The organism is Kitasatospora sp. NPDC096204 (assembly GCF_044763205.1).
GTDB lineage: Bacteria > Actinomycetota > Actinomycetes > Streptomycetales > Streptomycetaceae > Kitasatospora.
The window spans coordinates 181,163-203,480 of sequence record NZ_JBIWFT010000011.1; the positions used below are offsets into that span (position 1 = coordinate 181,163).

At 67.6% G+C, this 22,318-nt stretch carries 34 protein-coding genes; all 34 read left to right on the forward strand.

All coding sequences use genetic code 11. The features are described 5' to 3' along the window. The first annotated feature begins 284 nt into the window (after window positions 1–284). The 34 genes from ACIQ87_RS14860 to ACIQ87_RS15025 all read left to right on the forward strand — a co-directional run bounded on the left by ACIQ87_RS14860 (window position 285) and on the right by ACIQ87_RS15025 (window position 22,106). Window positions 285–2,090 (forward strand): hypothetical protein, encoded by a 1,806-nt coding sequence (locus ACIQ87_RS14860; protein ID WP_402406056.1) that lies wholly within the window; start codon window positions 285–287, stop codon window positions 2,088–2,090. Between the two features lie 391 nt (window positions 2,091–2,481). Further along, window positions 2,482–2,790, forward strand: a complete 309-nt coding sequence (rpsJ, locus tag ACIQ87_RS14865; protein ID WP_012785157.1) for a 30S ribosomal protein S10 — start codon at window positions 2,482–2,484, stop codon at window positions 2,788–2,790. Between the two features lie 14 nt (window positions 2,791–2,804). Then, window positions 2,805–3,452, forward strand: a complete 648-nt coding sequence (gene rplC / locus ACIQ87_RS14870) for a 50S ribosomal protein L3 (protein WP_153460994.1) — start codon at window positions 2,805–2,807, stop codon at window positions 3,450–3,452. 5 nt (window positions 3,453–3,457) lie between these two features. Then, entirely contained in the window at window positions 3,458–4,135 is a 678-nt protein-coding gene (gene rplD / locus ACIQ87_RS14875) for a 50S ribosomal protein L4 (protein WP_031063053.1), read from the forward strand. After that, a complete protein-coding gene (rplW, locus tag ACIQ87_RS14880; protein WP_030280768.1) occupies window positions 4,135–4,452 on the forward strand; it encodes a 50S ribosomal protein L23 in 318 nt (105 codons plus the stop codon). The genes rplD and rplW overlap by 1 nt, the downstream gene beginning before the upstream one ends. A gap of 46 nt (window positions 4,453–4,498) precedes the next feature. Then, the gene (rplB, locus tag ACIQ87_RS14885) at window positions 4,499–5,335 is read left to right on the forward strand and encodes a 50S ribosomal protein L2 (RefSeq protein WP_030232466.1); all 837 of its coding nucleotides are present in this window, start codon (window positions 4,499–4,501) and stop codon (window positions 5,333–5,335) included. A gap of 11 nt (window positions 5,336–5,346) precedes the next feature. Next, window positions 5,347–5,628: a 30S ribosomal protein S19 gene (gene rpsS, locus ACIQ87_RS14890; RefSeq protein WP_035848164.1), complete on the forward strand. Its 282-nt coding sequence runs from the start codon at window positions 5,347–5,349 to the stop codon at window positions 5,626–5,628. 56 nt (window positions 5,629–5,684) lie between these two features. Continuing rightward, window positions 5,685–6,032 (forward strand): 50S ribosomal protein L22, encoded by a 348-nt coding sequence (rplV, locus tag ACIQ87_RS14895; protein WP_030280773.1) that lies wholly within the window; start codon window positions 5,685–5,687, stop codon window positions 6,030–6,032. Further along, entirely contained in the window at window positions 6,032–6,856 is an 825-nt protein-coding gene (gene rpsC, locus ACIQ87_RS14900) for a 30S ribosomal protein S3 (protein WP_355253411.1), read from the forward strand. The genes rplV and rpsC overlap by 1 nt, the downstream gene beginning before the upstream one ends. 5 nt (window positions 6,857–6,861) lie before the next feature. Then, window positions 6,862–7,281 (forward strand): 50S ribosomal protein L16, encoded by a 420-nt coding sequence (rplP, locus tag ACIQ87_RS14905; protein WP_030232476.1) that lies wholly within the window; start codon window positions 6,862–6,864, stop codon window positions 7,279–7,281. Next, a complete protein-coding gene (gene rpmC, locus ACIQ87_RS14910) occupies window positions 7,281–7,505 on the forward strand; it encodes a 50S ribosomal protein L29 (RefSeq protein WP_030232478.1) in 225 nt (74 codons plus the stop codon). Before rplP ends, rpmC begins: the two co-directional genes overlap by 1 nt. Further along, window positions 7,505–7,777: a 30S ribosomal protein S17 gene (gene rpsQ / locus ACIQ87_RS14915; RefSeq protein ID WP_030280777.1), complete on the forward strand. Its 273-nt coding sequence runs from the start codon at window positions 7,505–7,507 to the stop codon at window positions 7,775–7,777. The genes rpmC and rpsQ overlap by 1 nt, the downstream gene beginning before the upstream one ends. A gap of 102 nt (window positions 7,778–7,879) precedes the next feature. Beyond that, the gene (gene rplN / locus ACIQ87_RS14920) at window positions 7,880–8,251 is read left to right on the forward strand and encodes a 50S ribosomal protein L14 (protein WP_030300391.1); all 372 of its coding nucleotides are present in this window, start codon (window positions 7,880–7,882) and stop codon (window positions 8,249–8,251) included. Between the two features lie 15 nt (window positions 8,252–8,266). Further along, window positions 8,267–8,578, forward strand: a complete 312-nt coding sequence (rplX, locus tag ACIQ87_RS14925; RefSeq protein ID WP_030232484.1) for a 50S ribosomal protein L24 — start codon at window positions 8,267–8,269, stop codon at window positions 8,576–8,578. Beyond that, a complete protein-coding gene (gene rplE / locus ACIQ87_RS14930) occupies window positions 8,578–9,147 on the forward strand; it encodes a 50S ribosomal protein L5 (RefSeq protein WP_359820418.1) in 570 nt (189 codons plus the stop codon). The genes rplX and rplE overlap by 1 nt, the downstream gene beginning before the upstream one ends. Before the next feature lie 4 nt (window positions 9,148–9,151). Further along, on the forward strand, window positions 9,152–9,337 hold the full coding sequence (locus ACIQ87_RS14935) for a type Z 30S ribosomal protein S14 (RefSeq protein ID WP_030393303.1): 186 nt from the start codon (window positions 9,152–9,154) through the stop codon (window positions 9,335–9,337). Window positions 9,338–9,604: 267 nt separating this feature from the next. Next, window positions 9,605–10,012: a 30S ribosomal protein S8 gene (gene rpsH / locus ACIQ87_RS14940; protein ID WP_350503566.1), complete on the forward strand. Its 408-nt coding sequence runs from the start codon at window positions 9,605–9,607 to the stop codon at window positions 10,010–10,012. A 22-nt stretch (window positions 10,013–10,034) separates the two neighbouring features. Beyond that, window positions 10,035–10,574, forward strand: coding sequence for a 50S ribosomal protein L6 (gene rplF / locus ACIQ87_RS14945; RefSeq protein WP_392867340.1), 540 nt, complete (start codon window positions 10,035–10,037; stop codon window positions 10,572–10,574). Between the two features lie 3 nt (window positions 10,575–10,577). Continuing rightward, the gene (gene rplR / locus ACIQ87_RS14950; RefSeq protein ID WP_030280785.1) at window positions 10,578–10,961 is read left to right on the forward strand and encodes a 50S ribosomal protein L18; all 384 of its coding nucleotides are present in this window, start codon (window positions 10,578–10,580) and stop codon (window positions 10,959–10,961) included. A gap of 48 nt (window positions 10,962–11,009) precedes the next feature. Then, the gene (gene rpsE, locus ACIQ87_RS14955) at window positions 11,010–11,630 is read left to right on the forward strand and encodes a 30S ribosomal protein S5 (RefSeq protein WP_350573992.1); all 621 of its coding nucleotides are present in this window, start codon (window positions 11,010–11,012) and stop codon (window positions 11,628–11,630) included. After that, window positions 11,630–11,812 carry a 50S ribosomal protein L30 gene (rpmD, locus tag ACIQ87_RS14960; RefSeq protein WP_030055835.1) on the forward strand — a complete coding sequence of 61 codons (183 nt, stop codon included), beginning with the start codon at window positions 11,630–11,632 and terminating at the stop codon, window positions 11,810–11,812. The genes rpsE and rpmD overlap by 1 nt, the downstream gene beginning before the upstream one ends. 2 nt (window positions 11,813–11,814) lie before the next feature. Continuing rightward, window positions 11,815–12,267 (forward strand): 50S ribosomal protein L15, encoded by a 453-nt coding sequence (gene rplO / locus ACIQ87_RS14965; RefSeq protein WP_392867334.1) that lies wholly within the window; start codon window positions 11,815–11,817, stop codon window positions 12,265–12,267. Window positions 12,268–12,577: 310 nt separating this feature from the next. Then, window positions 12,578–13,888, forward strand: a complete 1,311-nt coding sequence (secY, locus tag ACIQ87_RS14970) for a preprotein translocase subunit SecY (protein WP_402406059.1) — start codon at window positions 12,578–12,580, stop codon at window positions 13,886–13,888. Beyond that, window positions 13,888–14,541, forward strand: a complete 654-nt coding sequence (locus ACIQ87_RS14975) for an adenylate kinase (protein ID WP_402406061.1) — start codon at window positions 13,888–13,890, stop codon at window positions 14,539–14,541. Before secY ends, ACIQ87_RS14975 begins: the two co-directional genes overlap by 1 nt. A gap of 115 nt (window positions 14,542–14,656) precedes the next feature. Continuing rightward, entirely contained in the window at window positions 14,657–15,496 is an 840-nt protein-coding gene (gene map / locus ACIQ87_RS14980; protein WP_380728078.1) for a type I methionyl aminopeptidase, read from the forward strand. Between the two features lie 142 nt (window positions 15,497–15,638). Beyond that, complete coding sequence (mscL, locus tag ACIQ87_RS14985) at window positions 15,639–16,064, forward strand: large conductance mechanosensitive channel protein MscL (protein WP_402406063.1); 426 nt, start codon at window positions 15,639–15,641, stop codon at window positions 16,062–16,064. Window positions 16,065–16,258: 194 nt separating this feature from the next. Continuing rightward, a complete protein-coding gene (infA, locus tag ACIQ87_RS14990; RefSeq protein ID WP_003956442.1) occupies window positions 16,259–16,480 on the forward strand; it encodes a translation initiation factor IF-1 in 222 nt (73 codons plus the stop codon). A 33-nt stretch (window positions 16,481–16,513) separates the two neighbouring features. Continuing rightward, entirely contained in the window at window positions 16,514–16,627 is a 114-nt protein-coding gene (gene rpmJ, locus ACIQ87_RS14995; protein ID WP_003956441.1) for a 50S ribosomal protein L36, read from the forward strand. Window positions 16,628–16,803: 176 nt separating this feature from the next. Continuing rightward, window positions 16,804–17,184 carry a 30S ribosomal protein S13 gene (rpsM, locus tag ACIQ87_RS15000; RefSeq protein WP_188306769.1) on the forward strand — a complete coding sequence of 127 codons (381 nt, stop codon included), beginning with the start codon at window positions 16,804–16,806 and terminating at the stop codon, window positions 17,182–17,184. A gap of 72 nt (window positions 17,185–17,256) precedes the next feature. Next, a complete protein-coding gene (gene rpsK / locus ACIQ87_RS15005) occupies window positions 17,257–17,664 on the forward strand; it encodes a 30S ribosomal protein S11 (RefSeq protein ID WP_030232513.1) in 408 nt (135 codons plus the stop codon). A 130-nt stretch (window positions 17,665–17,794) separates the two neighbouring features. Further along, window positions 17,795–18,817 (forward strand): DNA-directed RNA polymerase subunit alpha, encoded by a 1,023-nt coding sequence (locus ACIQ87_RS15010; RefSeq protein ID WP_049649049.1) that lies wholly within the window; start codon window positions 17,795–17,797, stop codon window positions 18,815–18,817. Window positions 18,818–18,944: 127 nt separating this feature from the next. Then, a complete protein-coding gene (gene rplQ, locus ACIQ87_RS15015) occupies window positions 18,945–19,412 on the forward strand; it encodes a 50S ribosomal protein L17 (RefSeq protein WP_402406066.1) in 468 nt (155 codons plus the stop codon). A gap of 80 nt (window positions 19,413–19,492) precedes the next feature. Next, entirely contained in the window at window positions 19,493–20,398 is a 906-nt protein-coding gene (gene truA, locus ACIQ87_RS15020) for a tRNA pseudouridine(38-40) synthase TruA (protein WP_392867319.1), read from the forward strand. Between the two features lie 49 nt (window positions 20,399–20,447). After that, entirely contained in the window at window positions 20,448–22,106 is a 1,659-nt protein-coding gene (locus ACIQ87_RS15025) for an ABC-F family ATP-binding cassette domain-containing protein (protein WP_402406068.1), read from the forward strand. The last annotated feature ends 212 nt before the right edge of the window (window positions 22,107–22,318 follow it).

Genomic DNA, 22,318 nt, shown 5'->3' on the forward strand with positions numbered 1-22,318 from the left:
CGGTCCTTCTGCCGTCCGCAGCGATTCGGTGCGGAGGCGGTGTGTGGTTTCGGTGCCGGACACCGCGATTCTGCCAGGACCCCGGGCACGGGATCATCAGGGGCCGAACCGCCCTGCCCCAGCGGGCCGTTGTCGTCCGCGAGGGAGGAGTGCGTTGGCTCCGGCAGATCGCCGCGTGGCACACTGCCGATGCGCTTCGACGAGTGGTGGCGGGAATCGAGGCGCGCGGCCCGGAGCCGGCCATGACGAGATCGTCAAACTCATACAAGTAGGGAAGTGTCCCGGTGCAGCCGCTGATCGACTCTGCCCACACGTCCGACGGTCCGGACCGGGGTGAGGACGGCGGCACCAACGCGCCCGACACCCCGGTCGCGCCCGCCCGGCTGCGGGCGCTCGCCGCCCACCGCTGGTTCTGGCCGGCGGCCCTGCTGCTCGGGTACGGCGGGCAGGTGGTGTTCCGCCTGGTGCTGTCGATCCACAACTACTTCCCGTCGGTGCACGCCGACGAGGACTCCTACCTGGTGATCGCGCGGGTGCTGGCCGGCCGGTCGGCCACCGAGCTGCCGGTCGGCGTGGTGATCCCCGGCGGGTACCCGCTGCTGATCTCGCCGGCGCTGCGGATCGCCGACAGCCCGGCCATGGCGTACCACCTGGTCATGGGCATCAACGCGGTGCTCAACGCGCTGGTGTTCCCGCTGGCCGTGGTGGCGGCGCGCCGGCTGGGTCTGTCCCGGCCGCACTCCTACCTGGTGGGCACCACCGTGGCGCTGGTGCCGCCGGTGGTCTTCTACTCCCAGTTCGCCATGTCGGACACCGTGCTCCCGGTGCTCCTGCTGGCCTGGGTGCTCGCGATGCACGGCTGGCTCTCGCCCGGTACGACGGGCCGCCGCGCGCTGTACGCGGCGGGGATGGGCCTGGCGGCCGGCTACTCGCTGGCCACCCACGACCGCGGCGGCGTGGTCGTGGCGCTGACCGCACTGGTCCTGGTCGTGGTGCTGGCCTTCGGCTGGGCGCCGAGACTCGCCTCGCTGGCCGGCGTCGGCGCGCTCGGGGTGTCGTACCTGGGCGCGCAGCTGCTGGCCGGCTTCGTCAAGAGCCGGTTCAAGGACGTGCCGCCGAGCGACGTCGGCAACAAGGTCTTCGAGAACCTCGGGGACAGCAAGTACATCGGCACGATCATCGCCCGCACGTTCGGCCAGCTGTGGTACTTCATGACCTCCACGTACGGCTTCGGGGCGATCGCCCTGGTGCTGTGCGTGGTGGTGGTGTTCCGGCGCCGGTACACGGTGGCCGAGCGGGTGGTGGCCTTCACCATGGTGGCGCTGCTGTTCGGCACCGCGCTGGCCTCCGCGGCCGGCCTGGCGGACAACGACCGGACCGACAACTGGGTGTACGCCCGGTACTGCGCGGTGCTGGTGCCGCTGTTCCTGGTGGTCGGCCTGGCCGCGCTGTGGCGGGCCGGGGTCCGCGCGCTGCTGTGGTCGGCGCTGGCCGGCACCGTGCTGATCGGGGTCATCCAGCTGTCGGTCGGCGCGTACGCGGGTTCCGCGCTCAAGCTCTGGGTCAGTCCGTGGACGGTGCCGGACGCGATGTTCCTGGCCTCCACCTGGGAGGGCCTGCACATGATCCGGACGACCTTCGGGGCGCTGGCGGTGCTGGCCGCGTGCCTGCTGCTGCGGGTGGCCGGCGGGCGCCGGGTGATCGCAGCCGTGGTGGGGTGCGTGACGCTGTTCGCCGCCTACGCGACGGTCTCCGTCACCGGCAACGTCGCCGAACCGCACGCCAAGGAGCGCAAGTACCAGGCGGTCGGAATGGCCAAGGAGGCGGGCCTGCGCAAGGGCGACAACGTCGTCCTGGACATGGACCTCGACTGGGACGCCCGGATGTCGATGGCCTACGAGGTCTACTGGGGCCGGGTCTGGTCGGACGACCTGAAGGACGGTTCCACCCCGCCGGAGCAGGCCACCGCGTACCTGGCCGGCTGGGCCAAGGGCGCCCTGCCCCAGGCCAGCTGGCCGGACGCGAGGCCCGGCTGGCACATCGCGAAGTTCAACAAGGACAAGGGCTGGGTGCTCTGGCGCAGGGACTGACCTGGGCCGTCACCCCGTCGGGGCCGGTGAGGAGCGCCTCACCGGCCCCGATTGGCATCCGGGCTGCTCCATGTGGCAGTATGTCCAAGTTGCTCGGTTGAGTGCCGATGCTGCGCGCCTCCCGCCGGGAGGACCGGAAGCGAGTCCCACGTACTCGTCGTTCCCGTGATGGCCGTCAAGCGTGAGTTCTACGCCACGGCAGCTGCGGGGCGAAAGTACGGGAATCTTCCGGGAAGCGTGAGCGGGGCCTCGATCCGGCACCCCCCACCCCGAAAGTTCGAAACCGACGAAGTACTTCGCCGGTTTTTTGCAAGCGCGAGTGCGACACGCCCGAGCGCGGGGGTCGGAGGGAGTCGTGCAGTGACTAAGGACAAAGGACTACTGAGTAGCCATGGCGGGACAGAAGATCCGCATCCGGCTCAAGGCCTACGACCACGAGGTCATCGACTCCTCGGCGAAGAAGATCGTCGAGACGGTGATTCGTACTGGTGCGCAGGTCGCGGGCCCGGTGCCGCTGCCCACTGAGAAGAACGTGTACTGCGTCATCCGCTCGCCGCACAAGTACAAGGACTCGCGCGAGCACTTCGAGATGCGTACTCACAAGCGTCTGATCGACATCCTCGACCCCACGCCGAAGACGGTTGACTCGCTGATGCGTCTCGACCTGCCGGCGGGCGTCGACATCGAGATCAAGCTCTGAGAGGCGCACCGAAGATGGCTAAGCAGATTAAGGGCATCCTGGGCGAGAAGCTCGGCATGACCCAGGTCTGGGACGAGAACAACCGGGTCGTCCCGGTGACCGTCGTCAAGGCTGGGCCGAATGTCGTGACCCAGGTCCACACCGCTGACAGCCCGGCCGGCTACGACGCCGTCCAGATCGGCTTCGGCGAGATCGACCCCCGCAAGGTGAACAAGCCCCTCGCGGGCCACTTCGCCAAGGCCGGTGTCACCCCGCGCCGTCACCTGGTCGAGCTGCGTACCTCGGACGCGTCCGAGTACACCCTGGGCCAGGAGATCACCGCCGAGCTGTTCGAGGCGGGTGTCAAGGTCGACGTGACCGGCACCTCCAAGGGCAAGGGCTTCGCCGGTGTCATGAAGCGCCACAACTTCCGTGGTCTCGGCGCCGGTCACGGCACCCAGCGCAAGCACCGCTCGCCCGGTTCCATCGGTGGCTGCGCCACCCCGGGCCGTGTGTTCAAGGGCCTGCGCATGGCCGGTCGGATGGGCCACGAGCGTGTGACCACCCAGAACCTGACCGTGCACGCGGTCGACGCGGAGAAGGGCCTGCTGCTCATCAAGGGCGCCGTCCCGGGCCCGAACGGCGGCCTCGTCCTCGTCCGCACCGCGGCGAAGGGGCTGTGAAGGATATGAGCACCATTGACATCCTGTCGCCGGCTGGCGACAAGACCGGCAGCCTCGAGCTGCCGGCTGAGATCTTCGACGCGAAGGTCAGCGTTCCGCTGATGCACCAGGTCGTCGTGGCGCAGCTCGCTGCGGCCCGTCAGGGCACCCACAAGACCAAGACTCGCGGCGAGGTCCGTGGCGGCGGCAAGAAGCCGTACCGCCAGAAGGGCACCGGCCGCGCCCGTCAGGGCTCGACCCGTGCGCCGCAGTTCGCCGGCGGTGGCGTCGTGCACGGTCCCGTGCCGCGCGACTACTCGCAGCGGACCCCGAAGAAGATGATCGCCGCCGCCCTGCGCGGTGCGCTCACCGACCGGGCCCGCCACAACCGCATCCACGTCGTCACCGGCGTGACCGCGACCGAGGCGCCGTCGACCAAGGCCGCCAAGAGCCTGTTCGGCAAGATCACCGAGCGCAAGAACGTCCTCCTGGTCGTCGAGCGCGAGGACGAGCTGGGCCTCAAGTCCGCTCGCAACCTGCCGCACGTGCACATCCTGGACGCCGGTCAGCTGAACACCTACGACGTGCTCGTCTCCGACGATGTGGTCTTCACCCAGGCCGCCTTCGAGCGTTTCGTGGCCGGTCCGGCCGCGTCCGCCAAGGCCGTTGCCGCTGAGGGCGAGCTCGAAGGGAGCGCCGCCTGATGAGCGACGTTACGAGCAAGACGTTCACGGACCCCCGTGACGTCCTGGTGAAGCCGGTCATCTCGGAGAAGAGCTACTCGCTCCTCGACGAGAACAAGTACACGTTCATCGTGTCGCCGGGCGCCAACAAGACCCAGATCAAGCAGGCCGTCGAGGCGGTCTTCTCGGTCAAGGTCGAGGCTGTCAACACGATCAACCGTCAGGGCAAGCGCAAGCGCTCCAAGACGGGCTTTGGCAAGCGCAAGGACACCAAGCGCGCCATCGTGACGCTGGCCGAGGGCAACCGCATCGACATCTTCGGTGGTCCGGTCTCCTGAATCGGGAGATCGTGATCGTCGATTAGGACGAGGACGAGAGAGCCAAATGGGCATCCGCAAGTACAAGCCGACTACGCCGGGCCGTCGTGGCTCCAGCGTGGCCGACTTCGTAGAAATCACGCGGTCCACCCCGGAGAAGTCGCTGGTTCGCCCCCTGCACAGCAAGGGCGGCCGCAACAACGCCGGTCGTGTCACCGCTCGCCACCAGGGTGGCGGTCACAAGCGCGCCTACCGCGTGATCGACTTCCGTCGTCACGACAAGGACGGCGTGCCGGCCAAGGTCGCTCACATCGAGTACGACCCGAACCGCACCGCGCGCATCGCGCTCCTGCACTACGCGGACGGCGAGAAGCGCTACATCATCGCGCCGCGCGGCATCGCGCAGGGTGACCGGATCGAGAACGGCGCTGGCGCCGACATCAAGCCGGGCAACAACCTGCCGCTGCGCAACATCCCGGTCGGTACCACCATCCACGCGGTGGAGCTGCGTCCCGGTGGCGGTGCCAAGCTGGCCCGCTCGGCGGGCTCCGGCATCCAGCTGCTGGCGCGTGAGGGCAAGATGGCGCACCTGCGCATGCCCTCCGGTGAGATCCGCCTGGTCGACGCGCGCTGCCGCGCCACCGTCGGCGAGGTCGGCAACGCCGAGCAGTCGAACATCAACTGGGGCAAGGCCGGCCGTATGCGCTGGAAGGGCGTCCGCCCGACCGTGCGTGGTGTGGCCATGAACCCGATCGACCACCCGCACGGTGGTGGTGAGGGTAAGACCTCCGGTGGTCGCCACCCGGTCTCGCCGTGGGGTAAGCCCGAGGGCCGTACCCGTCGCCCGAACAAGGCGTCGGACAAGCTCATCGTGCGCCGCCGCAAGACCAACAAGAAGCGCTAGGAGCAGGTCAGATGCCGCGCAGTCTCAAGAAGGGCCCCTTCATCGACGGCCACCTCATCAAGAAGGTGGACGCTCAGAACGAGGCGGGTACCCAGAACGTCATCAAGACCTGGTCCCGTCGTTCCGTGATCTCCCCGAGCATGCTCGGTCACACGATCGCGGTTCACGATGGCCGTAAGCACGTCCCGGTGTTCGTCACCGAGTCGATGGTCGGCCACAAGCTCGGCGAGTTCGCTCCGACCCGCACCTTCCGTGGCCACGTGAAGGATGACCGGAAGTCGAAGCGCCGCTAAGCCTGAGCTTGCGCGCCAAAAAGACTCAGATGACTTACTCCATTAAGGGGACAACCATGGAAGCCAGGGCACAGGCGCGGTACATCCGCGTGACGCCCATGAAGGCCCGCCGCGTGGTGGACCTCATCCGAGGCATGAATGCCACGGAGGCCCAGGCCGTCCTGCGTTTCGCTCCGCAGGCCGCCACCGTGCCGGTCGGCAAGGTGCTCGACAGCGCCATTGCCAACGCCGCGCACAACTACAACCACTCCAACGTGGACGACCTCTACATCTCCGAGGCGTACGTTGACGAGGGCCCGACCCTGAAGCGGTTCCGTCCGCGCGCCCAGGGCCGCGCCTACCGGATCCGCAAGCGGACCAGCCACATCACCGTGGTCGTCAGCAGCAAGGAAGGGACCCGGTAATGGGCCAGAAGGTTAACCCGCACGGGTTCCGCCTCGGCATCAGCACGGACTTCAAGTCCCGCTGGTACGCCGACAAGCTGTACAAGGACTACGTCAAGGAAGACGTTGCCATTCGTCGCATGATGACGAAGGGCATGGAGCGCGCCGGCATCTCCAAGGTCGAGATCGAGCGCACCCGCGACCGCGTCCGCGTCGACATCCACACCGCCCGCCCCGGCATCGTCATCGGTCGCCGTGGCACCGAGGCCGACCGCATCCGCGGCGACCTCGAGAAGCTGACCGGCAAGCAGGTCCAGCTGAACATCCTCGAGGTCAAGAACCCCGAGCTGGACGCCCAGCTCGTGGCTCAGGGCGTCGCGGAGCAGCTGTCCTCCCGCGTCTCCTTCCGCCGTGCCATGCGCAAGTCGATGCAGGGCACCATGAAGTCCGGCGCCAAGGGCATCAAGGTCCAGTGCTCCGGTCGTCTCGGCGGCGCCGAGATGAGCCGTTCGGAGTTCTACCGCGAGGGTCGCGTGCCGCTGCACACCCTCCGTGCGAACGTCGACTACGGCTTCTTCGAGGCCAAGACCACCTTCGGCCGCATCGGCGTGAAGGTCTGGATCTACAAGGGCGACGTCAAGAACATCGCCGAGGTCCGCGCTGAGAACGCCGCTGCCCGCTCGGGCAACCGCCCGGCCCGTCCCGAGGGTGGTCGTCCCGCCCGCGGTGGCGACCGCCGTGGTGGCGAGCGCGGTGGCCGTGGCCGTCGTCCCGCCGCTGCCGAGGCCCCCGCGGCCCCGGCGGTCGAGGCTCCGGCTGCCGAGAACACCGGAACGGAGGCCTGACCCCAATGCTGATCCCCCGTCGGGTCAAGCACCGCAAGCAGCACCACCCCAAGCGTCGTGGCGCTGCCAAGGGTGGCACCGAGCTGGCGTTCGGCCAGTTCGGCATCCAGGCCGTGACCCCGGCCTACGTGACGAACCGTCAGATCGAGTCCGCTCGTATCGCGATCACCCGTCACATCCGCCGTGGCGGCAAGGTCTGGATCAACATCTACCCGGACCGTCCGCTCACCAAGAAGCCGGCCGAGACCCGCATGGGTTCCGGTAAGGGTTCGCCGGAGTGGTGGATCGCGAACGTGCACCCGGGTCGGGTCATGTTCGAGCTGTCGTACCCGAACGAGAAGGTTGCTCGCGAGGCGCTCACCCGCGCCGCGCACAAGCTGCCGATGAAGTGCCGGATCGTCCGGCGCGAGGACGGTGAGAGCTGATGTCGGCCGCTACCAAGGCTGCTGAGCTTCGTTCGCTGGACAACGAGGGTCTCGTTGCCAAGCTGCGCGAGGCCAAGGAGGAGCTGTTCAACCTCCGCTTCCAGGCGGCGACCGGGCAGCTCGACAACCACGGACGGCTCAAGCTCGTCCGTAAGGACATCGCGCGGATCTACACCCTGATGCGCGAGCGCGAGCTGGGCATCGAGACGGTGGAGAACGCCTGATGACTGAGAACACCAACGAGACGCGCGGTTTCCGCAAGACCCGTGAGGGTCTCGTCGTCAGCGACAAGATGGACAAGACCGTCGTCGTCGCCGTCGAGGACCGCGTCAAGCACGCTCTGTACGGCAAGGTCATCCGCCGTACGAACAAGCTGAAGGCGCACGACGAGCAGAACGCGTGCGGCGTGGGCGACCGGGTCCTCCTCGCGGAGACCCGCCCGCTGTCCGCGACGAAGCGCTGGCGCGTCGTCGAGATCCTCGAGAAGGCCAAGTAACGAAGCCGATGTGGTACGGCCGTATGTGCAGCGGGTCCCAGTGGGACGCCGATGTGAGCAGCGGCCGGCCCGTCGACTCTCGTTGACGATCAGGAGAAAGCTGTGATCCAGCAGGAGTCGCGACTGCGCGTCGCCGACAACACTGGTGCCAAGGAGATCCTTTGCATCCGTGTTCTCGGTGGCTCCGGTCGCCGCTACGCCGGTATCGGGGACGTCATCGTCGCCACCGTCAAGGACGCGATCCCCGGTGGTTCGGTGAAGAAGGGTGACGTCGTCAAGTGCGTCGTCGTCCGCACCGTCAAGGAGCGTCGTCGTCCGGATGGCTCGTACATCCGTTTCGACGAGAACGCCGCGGTCGTTCTGAAGAACACCGATGGTGACCCCCGTGGCACCCGCATCTTCGGCCCGGTGGGCCGCGAGCTGCGTGACAAGAAGTTCATGAAGATCATCTCGCTTGCGCCGGAGGTGCTCTAACTCATGGCGAACAGCATGAAGATCAAGAAGGGTGACCTGGTTCAGGTCATCACCGGCAAGGACAAGGGCAAGCAGGGCAAGGTCATCCAGGCCATGCCGGCTGAGAACAAGGTCCTGGTCGAGGGTGTGAACCGGGTCAAGAAGCACACCAAGCCGGGCCCGGGTACTCAGGGTGGCATTGTCACCGTCGAGGCCCCGGTGCACGTCTCCAACGTCCAGCTGGTCGTGGAGAAGGACGGCAAGAAGGTCGTCACCCGCGTTGGCTACCGCTTCGACGACGAGGGCAACAAGATCCGTGTTGCCAAGCGAACCGGTGAGGACATCTGATGTCTGAGACGTCTGTTGAGAAGGTGACCCCCCGCCTCAAGGAGCGTTACAACTCCGAGATCAAGGGTCAGCTGCAGGAGCAGTTCAAGTACGAGAACGTCATGCTGACGCCCGGCCTGGTCAAGGTCGTCGTCAACATGGGTGTCGGCGAGGCTGCCCGTGACAGCAAGCTGATCGAGGGCGCGATCCGCGACCTGACCGCGATCACCGGTCAGAAGCCGGCCGTGACCAAGGCTCGCAAGTCCATCGCGCAGTTCAAGCTGCGCGAGGGCCAGCCGATCGGCACCCACGTCACCCTCCGTGGTGACCGCATGTGGGAGTTCCTGGACCGTCTGGTTTCGCTGGCCCTGCCGCGTATCCGTGACTTCCGTGGTCTCTCCCCGAAGCAGTTCGACGGCCGTGGCAACTACACCTTCGGTCTGACCGAGCAGGTTATGTTCCACGAGATCGACCAGGACAAGGTCGACCGTCAGCGCGGTATGGACATCACCGTCGTGACCACCGCTCAGACCGACGACGAGGGCCGGGCGCTCCTGCGCGCTCTGGGCTTCCCGTTCAAGGAGGCGTGAGCCAATGGCGAAGAAGTCCCTCATCGCGAAGGCCGAGCGTAAGCCGAAGTTCGGCGTCCGGGCCTACACCCGGTGCCAGCGCTGCGGCCGTCCGCACTCGGTGTACCGCAAGTTCGGCCTGTGCCGTGTCTGCCTCCGTGAGATGGCGCACCGCGGCGAGCTGCCGGGCGTGACCAAGAGCTCCTGGTAATCCAGGCGCTTTAGGCACACAGCGACGCAGAGGTGCCCGATCCCACACCGGTCCGTTTTGGGCCTGCCTACGGAGTCCCGTAAGGTAGTGGGGTCGGGCCCCCTGCCGCGGCTTCCCCATGGATGTCCGTGGCCCTTCAGAGGAAGGGCTCGCACCCAGTCTTACTACGTCGTAGGTCCCCTGCGCTTGTGCCCCTGACGAACTCGGAAGAGTGCGGAAGGGGGACCTGGTGCGGAGAAACCACGGCGAGAGAGGCCTGAGGCCATCATGACCATGACCGACCCCATCGCAGACATGCTCACGCGTCTGCGTAACGCGAACTCGGCGTACCACGACACCGTGGCGATGCCGGCCAGCAAGATCAAGGCGCACGTCGCCCAGATCCTGCAGCAGGAGGGGTACATCTCCTCTTACAAGGTTGAGGAGCCGGCTGAGGGCGAGGTCGGCAAGAAGCTGACCATCGAGCTCAAGTTCGGCCCCAACCGTGAGCGCTCCATCGCCGGCATCAAGCGCATCAGCAAGCCGGGTCTGCGCGTTTACGCAAAGTCCACCAACCTGCCGAAGGTTCTCGGCGGCCTGGGCGTGGCGATCATCTCCACGTCCTCCGGCCTCCTGACCGACAAGCAGGCCGCCAAGAAGGGCGTAGGCGGAGAAGTTCTCGCCTACGTCTGGTAATTCGGGAAACGGAGGTACAGCAATGTCGCGCATTGGACGGCTGCCCATCCAGGTCCCCGCTGGCGTGGACGTCACCATCGATGGCCAGGCGGTCTCGGTGAAGGGCCCGAAGGGCTCGCTCACCCACGTCGTCGCCGAGCCGATCGGGATCGGCAAGGCCGAGGACGGCACTGTGCTCGTCTCTCGTCCGAACGACGAGCGTCGCTCGAAGGCCCTGCACGGCCTGACCCGCACGCTGGTGGCGAACATGATCACCGGCGTGACCGCGGGCTACCGCAAGTCGCTGGAGATCAGCGGTGTTGGTTACCGTGTGACCGCGAAGGGCTCCGACATGGAGTTCGCGCTCGGTTACAGCCACCCGATCCTGATCACCGCGCCGGAGGGCATCTCCTTCGTCGTCGAGTCGCCCACCAAGTTCCACGTGGACGGCATCGACAAGCAGAAGGTCGGCGAGGTCGCCGCGAACATCCGCAAGCTGCGCAAGCCCGACCCGTACAAGGCCAAGGGTGTCAAGTACGCGGGCGAGGTCATCCGCCGCAAGGTCGGAAAGAGTGGTAAGTAAGCGATGAGTGTCTCTGTCAAGATCGGCAAGGGCAACGCCTACAAGAGCGCCGCTCGCAAGCGCCGCGCGATCCGCGTTCGCAAGCGCGTCGTCGGCACCGAGGTGCGTCCGCGTCTCGTCGTGACGCGCTCGAACCGTCACATGGTCGCCCAGGTCATCGACGACGCCAAGGGTCACACCCTGGCGTCGGCGTCCACCCTCGACGTGTCCATCAAGGGCGCCGAGGGCGACAAGACCGAGCTGGCCAAGAAGGTCGGGAGCCTGGTCGCCGAGCGCGCCAAGGCCGCCGGCATCGAGTCGGTCGTCTTCGACCGCGCGGGCAACCGGTACGCCGGCCGCATCGCCGCCCTGGCGGACGCGGCCCGTGAGGCCGGGCTCGACTTCTAAGCCGCTCGTCGACTCTGTCGACGGACGTAAACGAGAGAGGTAAATCCAATGGCTGGACCCCAGCGCCGCGGCAGCGGCGCCGGTGGCGGCACCGGTGGCGAGCGGCGCGACCGTAAGCGTGACGACCGGGGCAACGCCCCCGCCGTCGAGAAGACCGCTTACGTCGAGCGCGTCGTCGCGATCAACCGTGTCGCCAAGGTTGTCAAGGGTGGCCGTCGCTTCAGCTTCACCGCGCTCGTCGTGGTGGGCGATGGCGAGGGCACCGTGGGTGTCGGTTACGGCAAGGCGAAGGAGGTTCCGGCCGCCATCGCCAAGGGCGTTGAGGAGGCCAAGAAGAACTTCTTCAAGGTCCCCCGTATCCAGGGCACCATCCCCCACCCGATCCAGGGTGAGAAGGCCGCCGGCGTCGTGCTGCTGAAGCCCGCCGCCCCCGGTACCGGTGTTATCGCCGGTGGTCCGGTGCGCGCCGTCCTGGAGTGCGCCGGCATCCACGACATCCTGTCGAAGTCGCTCGGCTCGGACAACGCGATCAACATCGTGCACGCCACCGTGGCCGCTCTGAAGGGCCTCGTGCGCCCCGAGGAGATCGCCGCCCGTCGTGGCCTGCCGCTGGAGGACGTGGCCCCCGCCGCTCTGCTGCGGGCGCGTGCTGCTGGGGTGAGCGCCTGATGGCTCGCCTGAAGATCACGCAGACCAAGTCGTACATCGGCAGCAAGCAGAATCACCGTGACACCCTGCGTTCGCTTGGTCTCAAGCGCATGCACGACGTCGTGGTGAAGGAGGACCGTCCCGAGATCCGCGGGATGGCCCACACGGTCCGTCACCTGGTGACGGTTGAGGAGGTGGACTGATCATGGGCGACAACCCGATCAAGATCCACAACCTGCGGCCCGCCCCGGGTGCCAAGACCGACAAGATCCGTGTGGGTCGTGGTGAGGGCTCCAAGGGTAAGACCGCCGGTCGTGGTACCAAGGGCACCAAGGCCCGCTACCAGGTTCCGCAGCGCTTCGAGGGTGGCCAGATGCCGCTCCACATGCGTCTGCCGAAGCTGAAGGGCTTCAAGAACCCGTTCAAGATCACGTTCCAGGTTGTCAACCTCGACAAGCTGGCCGAGCTCTACCCGCAGGGTGGCGAGGTCACCGTCGAGGACCTGGTCGCCAAGGGCGCGGTTCGCAAGAACTCCCTCGTCAAGGTGCTCGGCACCGGCGAGATCTCGGTCGCGCTCCAGGTTGCGGTGGACGCCGTCTCCGGTTCGGCCGCCGAGAAGATCAAGGCCGCCGGCGGTACGGTCACCGAGCTCATCTGAGCCCGCTGAATTCCGCCCACGAGCCCCGCACCTCCTTCGGGAGGTGCGGGGCTCGTGTCGTTTCCGGGGATATCCGGCCGGATGGCGCTCGTTCTTTTGTGTGGCAAAACCGGGCATCCCGTACCCCATGAGTGGGGGAGCGGCGGTACGCGCTTCTTCCGAGTGGCCGCGCACTGTTAGAGTCCGTGGAGTTCCCTTGTAGGCTGCGCGTAGGCTCGCCTGTGCCGTCTGTACGGGAGCCCGTACCGCAAAACTCCCCATTCAGGACCGACCCTCCCGCCGACGACGCGCGGGAGGCGCAGGAGGCACCGTGCTCAGTGCGTTCGCGCGGGCGTTCCAGACGCCCGACCTGCGCAAGAAGCTGCTGTTCACGCTGGGCATCATGGTGCTGTTCCGGCTGGGCTCGCACATCCCGATTCCGGGCGTGAGCTTCACGGCCGTGAACGAGTGCGTGAAGGAGACCAAGAACAGTGGCCTCTTCGGACTCGTCAACCTGTTCAGCGGTGGCGCGCTCCTCCAGTTGACGATCTTCGCCCTCGGCATCATGCCGTACATCACGGCGAGCATCATCCTCCAGCTCCTCACCGTCGTGATCCCGCGACTGGAGATGCTGAAGAAGGAGGGACAGGCCGGCCAGGCGAAGATCACCCAGTACACCCGGTACCTGACCATCGCCCTCGCGGTGCTCCAGGGCACCGGCATCGTGGCGACGGCCTCCAGCGGCGCGCTGTTCTCCGGCTGCCCGCTGGCCAACCAGATCGTCCCGGACACCAGTGTGTTCCGGATCGCCGTCATGGTCCTCACCATGACCGCGGGCACCACGGTCATCATGTGGCTGGGCGAGCTGATCACCGACCGCGGCATCGGCAACGGCATGTCGCTGCTGATCTTCACCTCGATCGCGGCGCAGTTCCCGTCCTCGATGTGGGCGATCAAGCAGTCCGGCACCATCGGCGGCGGCTGGGTCGAGTTCCTCTCCGTGGTCGCGGTCGGCATCATCGTCGTGATGCTGGTCATCTTCGTCGAGCAGGCCCAGCGCCGGATCCCGGTCCAGTACGCGAAGCGGATGATCGGCCGCCGGGCGTTCGGCGGGACCTCGACCTACATCCCGCTCAAGGTGAACCAGGCCGGTGTCATCCCGGTCATCTTCGCCTCGTCGCTGCTGTACATCCCCGCCCTGGTGGTCCAGCTGACCAACAGCCAGGCGGGCTGGGCCACGTGGATCCGGACGAACTTCGTCAAGGGTGACCACCCGATCTACATGGCCACCTACTTCCTGCTGATCGTCTTCTTCGCCTTCTTCTACGTCGCCATCTCCTTCAACCCCGAAGAAGTTGCCGACAACATGAAGAAGTATGGTGGGTTCATCCCGGGTATCCGGGCCGGCCGACCGACGGCCGAGTACCTGAACTACGTGCTGACCCGAATCACGTGGCCGGGTTCGCTCTACCTGGGCCTGATCGCGTTGATCCCGATGATCGCCCTGGTCGCCTTCGGACAGCAGACCAACTTCCCGTTCGGCGGCACCAGCGTGCTCATCGTCGTCGGCGTCGGACTCGAAACTGTGAAGCAGATCGAGAGCCAGCTCCAGCAGCGCAATTACGAAGGGTTCCTCCGCTGATGCGTATCGTCCTCGTTGGTCCTCCCGGGGCCGGGAAGGGTACTCAGGCGCACCTGCTCGCCAAGACCCTGTCCATCCCCCACATCTCCACCGGCGACCTGTTCCGTGCGAACATCAGCCAGGGCACCCCGCTCGGCCTCGAGGCCAAGAGCTACATGGACGCGGGACACCTGGTGCCGGACGAGGTCACCATCGGGATGGCCAAGGACCGAATGCTCCAGGAGGACGCCGCCAACGGCTTCCTGCTCGACGGCTTCCCCCGCAACCTGGGGCAGGCCAAGGCGCTGGACGAGTTCCTCGCCGAGCAGGGCATAAAGCTGGACGGTGTGCTGGACCTGGAGGTCCCCGAGGACGAGGTCGTCCGCCGGATCGCCGGCCGTCGCCTGTGCCGCAACGACGGCGGCCACGTCTTCCACGTGGACTACAACCCGCCGAAGGTCGAGGGCGTCTGCGACGAGTGCGGCGGCGAGCTGTACCAGCGCTCGGACGACACCGAGGAGAAGGTGCGTACGCGCCTGGAGGTCTACCACACGGAGACCGAGCCGATCATCGACTACTACGTCCAGCAGGGCCTGGTGGCGACGATCTCGGCCCTCGGCAAGGTGGACGAGGTCACCGCCCGCTCGATCGAGGCGTTGAAGCAGGACAGCTGAGTCTCTCGGCGAACGTACGACGGTACGGCCGGGTCGCCCGTGAAGCGGGTGGCCCGGCCGTTTCGGCGTCGTACGGTGGTAGCAGTGGTAATCCGGACTTGGAAGGCGTGACCAGATGGTGGAGATCAAGACCCCCGAGCAGATCGCGAAGATGCGAGCGGCCGGGCTGGTCGTCGCCGAGGCCCTGAAGGCCTGCCGCGAGGCGGTCGTCCCGGGGGTGACCACCCAGGAGCTCAACGACATCGCGGACAAGGTCATCACCGACCACGGCGCCACCTCGAACTTCCGCGCCCACCACGGCGGGCTCTGGTTCCCGGGCGTGATCTGCGCCTCGGTGAACAACGAGGTCGTGCACGGCATCCCCGGCGACCGGGTGCTCCAGGAGGGCGACGTCATCTCGATCGACTGCGGCGCCATCCTGGACGGCTGGCACGGCGACTCGGCCATCACGGTGGCGGTCGGCGAGGTCCGCCCGGAGGTCGAGATGCTGAGCCGGGTCACCGAGGGCTCGATGTGGGCCGGCATCGCCCAGATGAAGAAGAACAACCGCCTGGTCGACGTCTCCAAGGCGATCGAGGGCTACATCCGCCGCCAGCCGCTCCCGCCGAAGGGCAAGTGGGGCATCACCGAGGGCTACGGCGGCCACGGCATCGGCACCGCGATGCACATGGAGCCGCACGTGCTGAACTACGTCGAGCGCGGCCGCGGCAAGGGCCCGAAGCTGGTGCCGGGCACCGTGCTGGCGATCGAGCCGATGGTCTCGCTCGGCACCCCGCACACCACCGTGCTGGAGGACGACTGGACGGTCGTCACCAACGACGGCACCTGGGCCTCGCACTGGGAGCACTCGGTGGCCGTCACCGAGCAGGGCCCGCTGGTGCTGACCGCCTTCGACGGCGGCAAGGCGGAACTGGCCAAGCTGGGCATCACCGCAGCTCCGGACCCCCTCGCGTAGTCACGGCGGCGCCCAACTGCCGCCACTGACAAGGGATCAGAGCCCTGGAGGTTTGGACCTCCAGGGCTTTTGTCCTATTTTTATCCGCTGGCAGTGGTCAGTAGTGGTCAGCAGTGGCTTACGAGCGAGCAGGAGACAACAGGTGCTCAAGGGATTCCGCGACTTCATGATGCGCGGCAACGTCGTCGACATGGCGGTCGGTGTGGTCATCGGTGCCGCGTTCACCGCGGTGGTGACCGGCTTCGTGTCCGCCTTCCTCACCCCGCTGGTGGGCGTGGTGGTCGGCGCGGCCGGCGACTTCAGCTCGTACAAGGCGCACATCGCCGGAGTGACCTTCCCGTACGGGCAGTTCCTCAACGTGCTGATCGCGTTCTTCATGACCGCCGCGGTGCTGTACTTCTGCGTGGTGCTGCCGATCACCAAGGCGACCGCGCGCTACATGCCGAAGAAGCCGAAGGCGCCGAAGCGCCCGTGCCCCGAGTGCCTGACCGAGATCCCCCAGGCCGCCCGTCGCTGCTCGGCCTGCACTGCCCACGTCGAGCCGCTGACCGTCACCACCGGGGCCTGACGGAACGGGTGTGACGGCTACCGCTTTCCGGGGCCGCCGTTTTGGTCCACCGCACGCGCTGGCGTAGGATGGACCGTCGGCTCACTCGTAGCGTGCTTCAGCGCGCCCTCTTCCCTCCGGGGGAGGGGTGAACCCAGGTTCGCACGAGCGTTCCGCATACGGTAGCCGGTCCCGGAAGGTGGATCTCGCAGTTCATGGCTAAGAAGCAAGGCGCCATTGAGATCGAGGGCACCGTGATCGAGTCTCTTCCGAACGCGATGTTCAAGGTCGAGCTGCAGAACGGTCACAAGGTCCTCGCGCACATCAGTGGCAAGATGCGCATGCACTACATCCGCATCCTGCCGGACGACCGGGTCGTCGTGGAGCTCAGCCCCTACGACCTCACGCGCGGGCGGATCGTCTACCGCTACAAGTAAGAACGTCAGATCTAGACCCGGAGAACCTGAAACATGAAGGTCAAGCCGAGCGTCAAGAAGATCTGCGACAAGTGCAAGGTGATCCGCCGCCACGGTCGGGTCATGGTGATCTGCGACAACCTGCGCCACAAGCAGCGCCAGGGCTGATCGCTCTCCAGCATTTCTCGTAGTACTTCGCGCGACGCGAAAACGTCATAAGCGGGCTACCCGATCCGTCCCCTGGTGGACGGACTGCCACCCCCGGTCAGAGGCCGGGGCTCCATCGTCGAGAGGCGAAGGAGTAGGTAGCACGCAAGACCTCTGAAGAACCACAGGAGCCTTGAATGGCACGCCTCGCCGGCGTTGATCTCCCCCGTGAGAAGCGGATCGAGATCGCCCTCACCTACGTGTACGGCATCGGCCGTACCCGCGCCCAGCAGACCCTGGCCGAGACCGGTGTCAACCCGGATGTCCGCGTTCGCGACATCTCCGAGGACGACCTCGTCAAGCTGAGCCAGTACATCGACGCCAACTACACGGTCGAGGGTGACCTCCGCCGTGAGGTGGCCGCCGACATCCGCCGCAAGGTCGAGATCGGCTGCTACGAGGGTCTGCGTCACCGCCGTGGCCTGCCGGTCCGCGGTCAGCGCACCCACACCAACGCGCGTACCCGCAAGGGCCCGCGTCGCGCGATCGCCGGCAAGAAGAAGCCGGGCAAGAAGTAGTCCGTCCCGTAACCGGACATCCCTCCGGCCCGCGGGTCAGCGGACCGACCACCTCAGTAGGAGAACAGACTTATGCCCCCCAAGGGTCGTCAGGCTGCCGGCGCGAAGAAGATCCGCCGCAAGGAAAAGAAGAACGTCGCTCACGGCCACGCGCACATCAAGAGCACGTTCAACAACACCATCGTTTCGATCACCGACCCCGCGGGCAACGTGATCTCCTGGGCCTCCGCCGGCCACGTCGGCTTCAAGGGCTCGCGCAAGTCCACCCCGTTCGCCGCGCAGATGGCCGCCGAGGCCGCTGCCCGTCGCGCGCAGGAGCACGGCATGCGCAAGGTTGACGTCTTCGTGAAGGGTCCGGGCTCCGGCCGCGAGACCGCGATCCGTTCGCTCCAGGCCACCGGCCTGGAGGTCGGCTCGATCCAGGACGTCACCCCCACCCCGCACAACGGCTGCCGCCCGCCGAAGCGCCGCCGCGTCTGACGCAGCGCCTTCGGGCTCGCAGTACCTGCTGTAAACCTCGTACGGGGTCCTGCTTCGCGGCGGGACCCCGTACGCTTGGTCCTGTCGGCATCAAATAGTGGGTGCCGAAGACAACCGGAGGATTTCCCCCATGCTTATCGCTCAGCGTCCTTCGCTGACCGAAGAGGTCGTCGACGAGTTCCGCTCGCGGTTCGTGATCGAGCCGCTGGAGCCGGGCTTCGGCTACACCCTCGGCAACTCCCTGCGCCGCACGCTCCTGTCGTCGATCCCGGGTGCCGCTGTCACCAGCATCCGCATCGACGGCGTCCTGCACGAGTTCACCACCGTGCCGGGCGTCAAGGAGGACGTGACCGACCTCATCCTCAACATCAAGCAGCTGGTCGTCTCCTCGGAGCACGACGAGCCGGTCGTGATGTACCTGCGCAAGCAGGGCCCGGGCGTCGTCACCGCCGCCGACATCGCCCCGCCGGCGGGTGTCGAGGTGCACAACCCCGAGCTGGTCCTCGCCACGCTGAACGGCAAGGGCAAGCTGGAGATGGAGCTGACCGTCGAGCGCGGTCGCGGCTACGTCTCCGCCGTCCAGAACAAGGCCTCCGGCCAGGAGATCGGCCGCATCCCGGTCGACTCGATCTACAGCCCCGTGCTGAAGGTCACCTACAAGGTCGAGGCCACCCGTGTCGAGCAGCGGACCGACTTCGACAAGCTGATCGTCGACGTCGAGACCAAGCCCGCCATGCGTCCGCGCGACGCCATGGCCTCGGCCGGCAAGACCCTGGTGGAGCTGTTCGGCCTCGCCCGCGAGCTGAACATCGACGCCGAGGGCATCGACATGGGCCCGTCCCCGACGGACGCCGCCCTGGCCGCCGACCTGGCGCTGCCGATCGAGGAGCTGGAGCTCACCGTCCGCTCCTACAACTGCCTCAAGCGCGAGGGCATCCACACCGTGGGTGAGCTCGTGGCCCGCTCCGAGGCCGACCTGCTCGACATCCGCAACTTCGGTGCGAAGTCGATCGACGAGGTCAAGGCGAAGCTGGCCGGCATGGGCCTGGCCCTCAAGGACAGCCCGCCCGGGTTCGACCCGACCGCTGCCGCCGACGCCTTCGGCGCCGACGACCTCGACGACTCGCACTTCGCCGAGACCGAGCAGTACTAAGAGAATTGGCCGCGGGGGCGGTTCCACGGAACCGCCCCCGTCGTCCTGAAAGCCGTACGGGCACAGTGCCCGTACGCCCGCTGCGGTACCTGGTACGGCCGCAGTCGGAGATTCGAGGAGTAATTCCATGCCGCGTCCCACCAAGGGTGCCCGCCTGGGCGGTGGCCCGCACCACGAGCCGCTGCTGCTCGCCGGCCTGTGCCGTGAGCTGTTCCAGTACGGCCGCATCACCACGACCGAGGCCAAGGCCCGTCGGATGCGCCCGCTGGCGGAGAAGCTGATCACCAAGGCGAAGAAGGGCGACATCCACAACCGTCGCCTGGTGCGCAAGACCATCACCGACGTGTCGGTGCTGCACACCCTCTTCACCGAGATCGCGCCGCGCTACGAGAACCGCCCGGGTGGCTACACCCGTATCACCAAGATCGGTCCCCGTCGTGGCGACAACGCCCCGATGGCCGTGATCGAGCTGGTCGAGGCGCTGACCGTCGCGCAGACCGCCGTCGGCGAGGCCGAGGCCGCCACCAAGCGTGCCGTCAAGGAGGCCGACGCCAAGGTCGAGGCCGCCGAGACCGAGGCCGCCGAGCAGGCCTGACACCACTAGGTGTGTTGCGGGCCCGCTTCCCCAGCGATGGGGGAGCGGGCCCGTTCCTCATGTCCAGGGAGTGAAGAGCAGTGGTCAACGATTGCGCCGAGCGGCCGCCGGTGAAGGACGGCCCGGCCGACGGGTACGTCAGGGTCCGGCTGGACCTCGCCTACCAGGGCGCCGAGTTCTCCGGCTGGGCCCGCCAGAAGGGCGGCCGGCGGACGGTCCAGGAGGAGATCGAGACCGCGCTCCAGATCGTCACCCGCAGCTCGGAGCTGTTCCCGCTGACCGTGGCCGGGCGCACCGATGCCGGGGTGCACGCCCGGGGCCAGGTCGCCCACGTCGACCTGCCGGCCGAGCTGTGGGAGGCGCACCGGGAGAAGCTGCTGCGCCGGCTGGCCGGCCGGCTGCCCGGGGACGTCCGGATCTACCGGGTCGGCGAGGCGCCGGCCGGGTTCGACGCCCGCTTCTCGGCGATCTGGCGCCGGTACGCGTACCGGGTCGCCGACCACCCCGGCGGGGTCGACCCGCTGCTGCGCGGCCACGTGCTCTGGCACGACCGCCCGCTGGACGTGGACCGGATGAACCGGGCGGCCGAGCTGCTGCTCGGCGAGCACGACTTCGCCGCGTACTGCAAGAAGCGCGAGGGCGCCACCACCATCCGCACCCTGCTGGAGCTGCACTGGGACCGCGTCCCGGTGGACTCCTACGCCGCCCAGGAGGGCTCGCTCGCGGTCGCCACCGTCCGGGCCGACGCCTTCTGCCACAACATGGTCCGGGCGCTGGTCGGCGCGATGCTGCTGGTCGGCGACGGGCACCGGCCGGTGGAGTTCCCGGGCGAGGTGCTGGCCGGCGGGGTGCGCAACTCCGCCGTCAACGTGATCCGGCCGTACGGGCTCACGCTGGAGGAGGTCGGCTACCCGCCGGACGACCAGCTGGCCGAGCGCAACCGCGCGGCCCGGCGGATGCGCACCCTGCCCGGGCAGAGCGCGTAGTGAGGTAATCCGTTTTGGCCCGGCGCGTCCGCTTGGGAGAATCGCTCCCATGGGACACGTCGAGATTTCGCACCTGGAGTACTACCTGCCGGACGGGCGCGTCTTGTTCGACGACGCGTCCTTCCGGGTGGGCGAGGGCGCCGCGGTCGCCCTGGTCGGCGCCAACGGTGCCGGCAAGACCACCCTGCTGCGCATGATCGCGGGGGACATCCAGCCACACGGCGGCTCGGTGACGATCAGCGGCGGGCTCGGCGTGATGCGCCAGTTCGTCGGCACCACGGGCCGCGAGGACCAGCAGTCCACGCCCGGCGCGCTGCCGGCCGACGCCTCGGTGCGCGACCTGCTGGTGTCGGTCGCCCCGGAGCGGATCGCCAGGGCGGCCCGCGCGGTGGACGCCGCCGAGCTGGCGATGATCGCCCAGGACGACGAGAAGACGCAGATGGCCTACGCCCAGGCGCTCTCCGACTGGGCTGACGTCGGCGGCTACGACTACGAGACCGACTGGGACGTCTGCACCATGGCGGCCCTGGGGATGCCCTTCGACAAGGCCCAGTGGCGCGGCCTGAACACCCTCTCCGGCGGCGAGCAGAAGCGGCTCGTGCTGGAGGCGCTGCTGCGCGGCCCCGACGAGGTGCTGCTGCTCGACGAGCCCGACAACTACCTGGACGTCCCCGCCAAGCGCTGGCTGGAGGAGGCCATCAAGGCCACCTCGAAGACCGTCCTGTTCATCTCGCACGACCGCGAGCTGCTCTCCAGGACGGCGGACAAGATCATCGCCGTGGAGACCGGCGCCACCGGCAGCAGCGTCTGGGTGCACGGCGGCGGCTTCGACACCTTCCACGAGGCCCGCAAGGCCCGCTTCGAGCGCTTCGAGGAGCTGCGCCGCCGCTGGGACGAGGAGCACGCCAAGCTCAAGAAGCTGGTCGTCACCCTGCGCCAGGCCGCCGCGGTCAGCCACGAGATGGCCTCCCGTTACGCCGCCGCCCAGACCAGGCTGAAGAGGTTCGAGGACGCCGGCCCGCCGGAGACGCCGCCGCGCGAGCAGACCATCACCATGCGGCTCAAGGGCGGGCGCACCGGCGTGCGCGCCTTCACCATGGAGCGGCTGGAGCTCACCGGCCTGATGCAGCCCTTCGACCTGGAGGTCTTCTACGGCGAGCGGGTCGCGGTGCTGGGCGCCAACGGTGCTGGCAAGTCGCACCTCCTGCGGCTGCTGGCCGGCGACGAGTCGGTCGCCCACACCGGCGACTGGAAGCTCGGCGCCCGGGTCGTGCCCGGCCACTTCCGGCAGACCCACGCCCACCCGGAGCTGTTCGGCCGCACCGTGCGGTCGATCGTCGAGGAGGAGCACGCGCTCAGCCGCGGCGCCGCGATGGGCGCGCTGCGCCGGTACGAGCTGGACCGCCAGGAGGAGCAGAAGTTCGAGTCGCTGTCCGGCGGGCAGCAGGCCCGGCTGATGATCCTCAAGCTCGAACTCTCCGGCGTGACGGCCCTGTTGCTCGACGAGCCGACCGACAACCTGGACCTGGAGAGCGCCGAGGCCCTGCAGGCCGGCCTGGAGGCCTTCGAGGGCACCGTGCTGTGCGTCACCCACGACCGCTGGTTCGCCAAGACCTTCGACCGCTTCCTGGTGTTCGGCGCGGACGGCCGGGTGTACGAGTCGCCGGAGCCGGTCTGGGACGTGACCCGGGTGGAGCGCGAACGCTGAGTGACGGCGGGGGCCGGTCCCGGGCTTTTTTGACCCGCCCCCGCCCTGCCGGTAACCTGGACGCTTGATGTGCGTATTGGCTCGCTCTATCTCACGTGAGAGGTCGGTACGCCGGAGACATCAGGTCGTCGACCAGCGGTCCCCCTTGAATTGCGTCCAAGGATGGCCAGGCTGCTCTTCCGTCCGGGTGCTCCTGTCAGGACTCACTCACT

Coding starts and splice junctions, on each gene's coding strand:
- rpsJ (WP_012785157.1), top strand. CDS start 2,482: ATGGCGGGACAGAAGATCCGCATCCGGCTCAAGGCCTACGACCACGAG.
- rplC (WP_153460994.1), top strand. CDS start 2,805: ATGGCTAAGCAGATTAAGGGCATCCTGGGCGAGAAGCTCGGCATGACC.
- rplD (WP_031063053.1), top strand. CDS start 3,458: ATGAGCACCATTGACATCCTGTCGCCGGCTGGCGACAAGACCGGCAGC.
- rplW (WP_030280768.1), top strand. CDS start 4,135: ATGAGCGACGTTACGAGCAAGACGTTCACGGACCCCCGTGACGTCCTG.
- rplB (WP_030232466.1), top strand. CDS start 4,499: ATGGGCATCCGCAAGTACAAGCCGACTACGCCGGGCCGTCGTGGCTCC.
- rpsS (WP_035848164.1), top strand. CDS start 5,347: ATGCCGCGCAGTCTCAAGAAGGGCCCCTTCATCGACGGCCACCTCATC.
- rplV (WP_030280773.1), top strand. CDS start 5,685: ATGGAAGCCAGGGCACAGGCGCGGTACATCCGCGTGACGCCCATGAAG.
- rpsC (WP_355253411.1), top strand. CDS start 6,032: ATGGGCCAGAAGGTTAACCCGCACGGGTTCCGCCTCGGCATCAGCACG.
- rplP (WP_030232476.1), top strand. CDS start 6,862: ATGCTGATCCCCCGTCGGGTCAAGCACCGCAAGCAGCACCACCCCAAG.
- rpmC (WP_030232478.1), top strand. CDS start 7,281: ATGTCGGCCGCTACCAAGGCTGCTGAGCTTCGTTCGCTGGACAACGAG.
- rpsQ (WP_030280777.1), top strand. CDS start 7,505: ATGACTGAGAACACCAACGAGACGCGCGGTTTCCGCAAGACCCGTGAG.
- rplX (WP_030232484.1), top strand. CDS start 8,267: ATGAAGATCAAGAAGGGTGACCTGGTTCAGGTCATCACCGGCAAGGAC.
- rplE (WP_359820418.1), top strand. CDS start 8,578: ATGTCTGAGACGTCTGTTGAGAAGGTGACCCCCCGCCTCAAGGAGCGT.
- ACIQ87_RS14935 (WP_030393303.1), top strand. CDS start 9,152: ATGGCGAAGAAGTCCCTCATCGCGAAGGCCGAGCGTAAGCCGAAGTTC.
- rpsH (WP_350503566.1), top strand. CDS start 9,605: ATGACCATGACCGACCCCATCGCAGACATGCTCACGCGTCTGCGTAAC.
- rplF (WP_392867340.1), top strand. CDS start 10,035: ATGTCGCGCATTGGACGGCTGCCCATCCAGGTCCCCGCTGGCGTGGAC.
- rplR (WP_030280785.1), top strand. CDS start 10,578: ATGAGTGTCTCTGTCAAGATCGGCAAGGGCAACGCCTACAAGAGCGCC.
- rpsE (WP_350573992.1), top strand. CDS start 11,010: ATGGCTGGACCCCAGCGCCGCGGCAGCGGCGCCGGTGGCGGCACCGGT.
- rpmD (WP_030055835.1), top strand. CDS start 11,630: ATGGCTCGCCTGAAGATCACGCAGACCAAGTCGTACATCGGCAGCAAG.
- rplO (WP_392867334.1), top strand. CDS start 11,815: ATGGGCGACAACCCGATCAAGATCCACAACCTGCGGCCCGCCCCGGGT.
- ACIQ87_RS14975 (WP_402406061.1), top strand. CDS start 13,888: ATGCGTATCGTCCTCGTTGGTCCTCCCGGGGCCGGGAAGGGTACTCAG.
- map (WP_380728078.1), top strand. CDS start 14,657: ATGGTGGAGATCAAGACCCCCGAGCAGATCGCGAAGATGCGAGCGGCC.
- infA (WP_003956442.1), top strand. CDS start 16,259: ATGGCTAAGAAGCAAGGCGCCATTGAGATCGAGGGCACCGTGATCGAG.
- rpmJ (WP_003956441.1), top strand. CDS start 16,514: ATGAAGGTCAAGCCGAGCGTCAAGAAGATCTGCGACAAGTGCAAGGTG.
- rpsM (WP_188306769.1), top strand. CDS start 16,804: ATGGCACGCCTCGCCGGCGTTGATCTCCCCCGTGAGAAGCGGATCGAG.
- rpsK (WP_030232513.1), top strand. CDS start 17,257: ATGCCCCCCAAGGGTCGTCAGGCTGCCGGCGCGAAGAAGATCCGCCGC.
- ACIQ87_RS15010 (WP_049649049.1), top strand. CDS start 17,795: ATGCTTATCGCTCAGCGTCCTTCGCTGACCGAAGAGGTCGTCGACGAG.
- rplQ (WP_402406066.1), top strand. CDS start 18,945: ATGCCGCGTCCCACCAAGGGTGCCCGCCTGGGCGGTGGCCCGCACCAC.
- ACIQ87_RS15025 (WP_402406068.1), top strand. CDS start 20,448: ATGGGACACGTCGAGATTTCGCACCTGGAGTACTACCTGCCGGACGGG.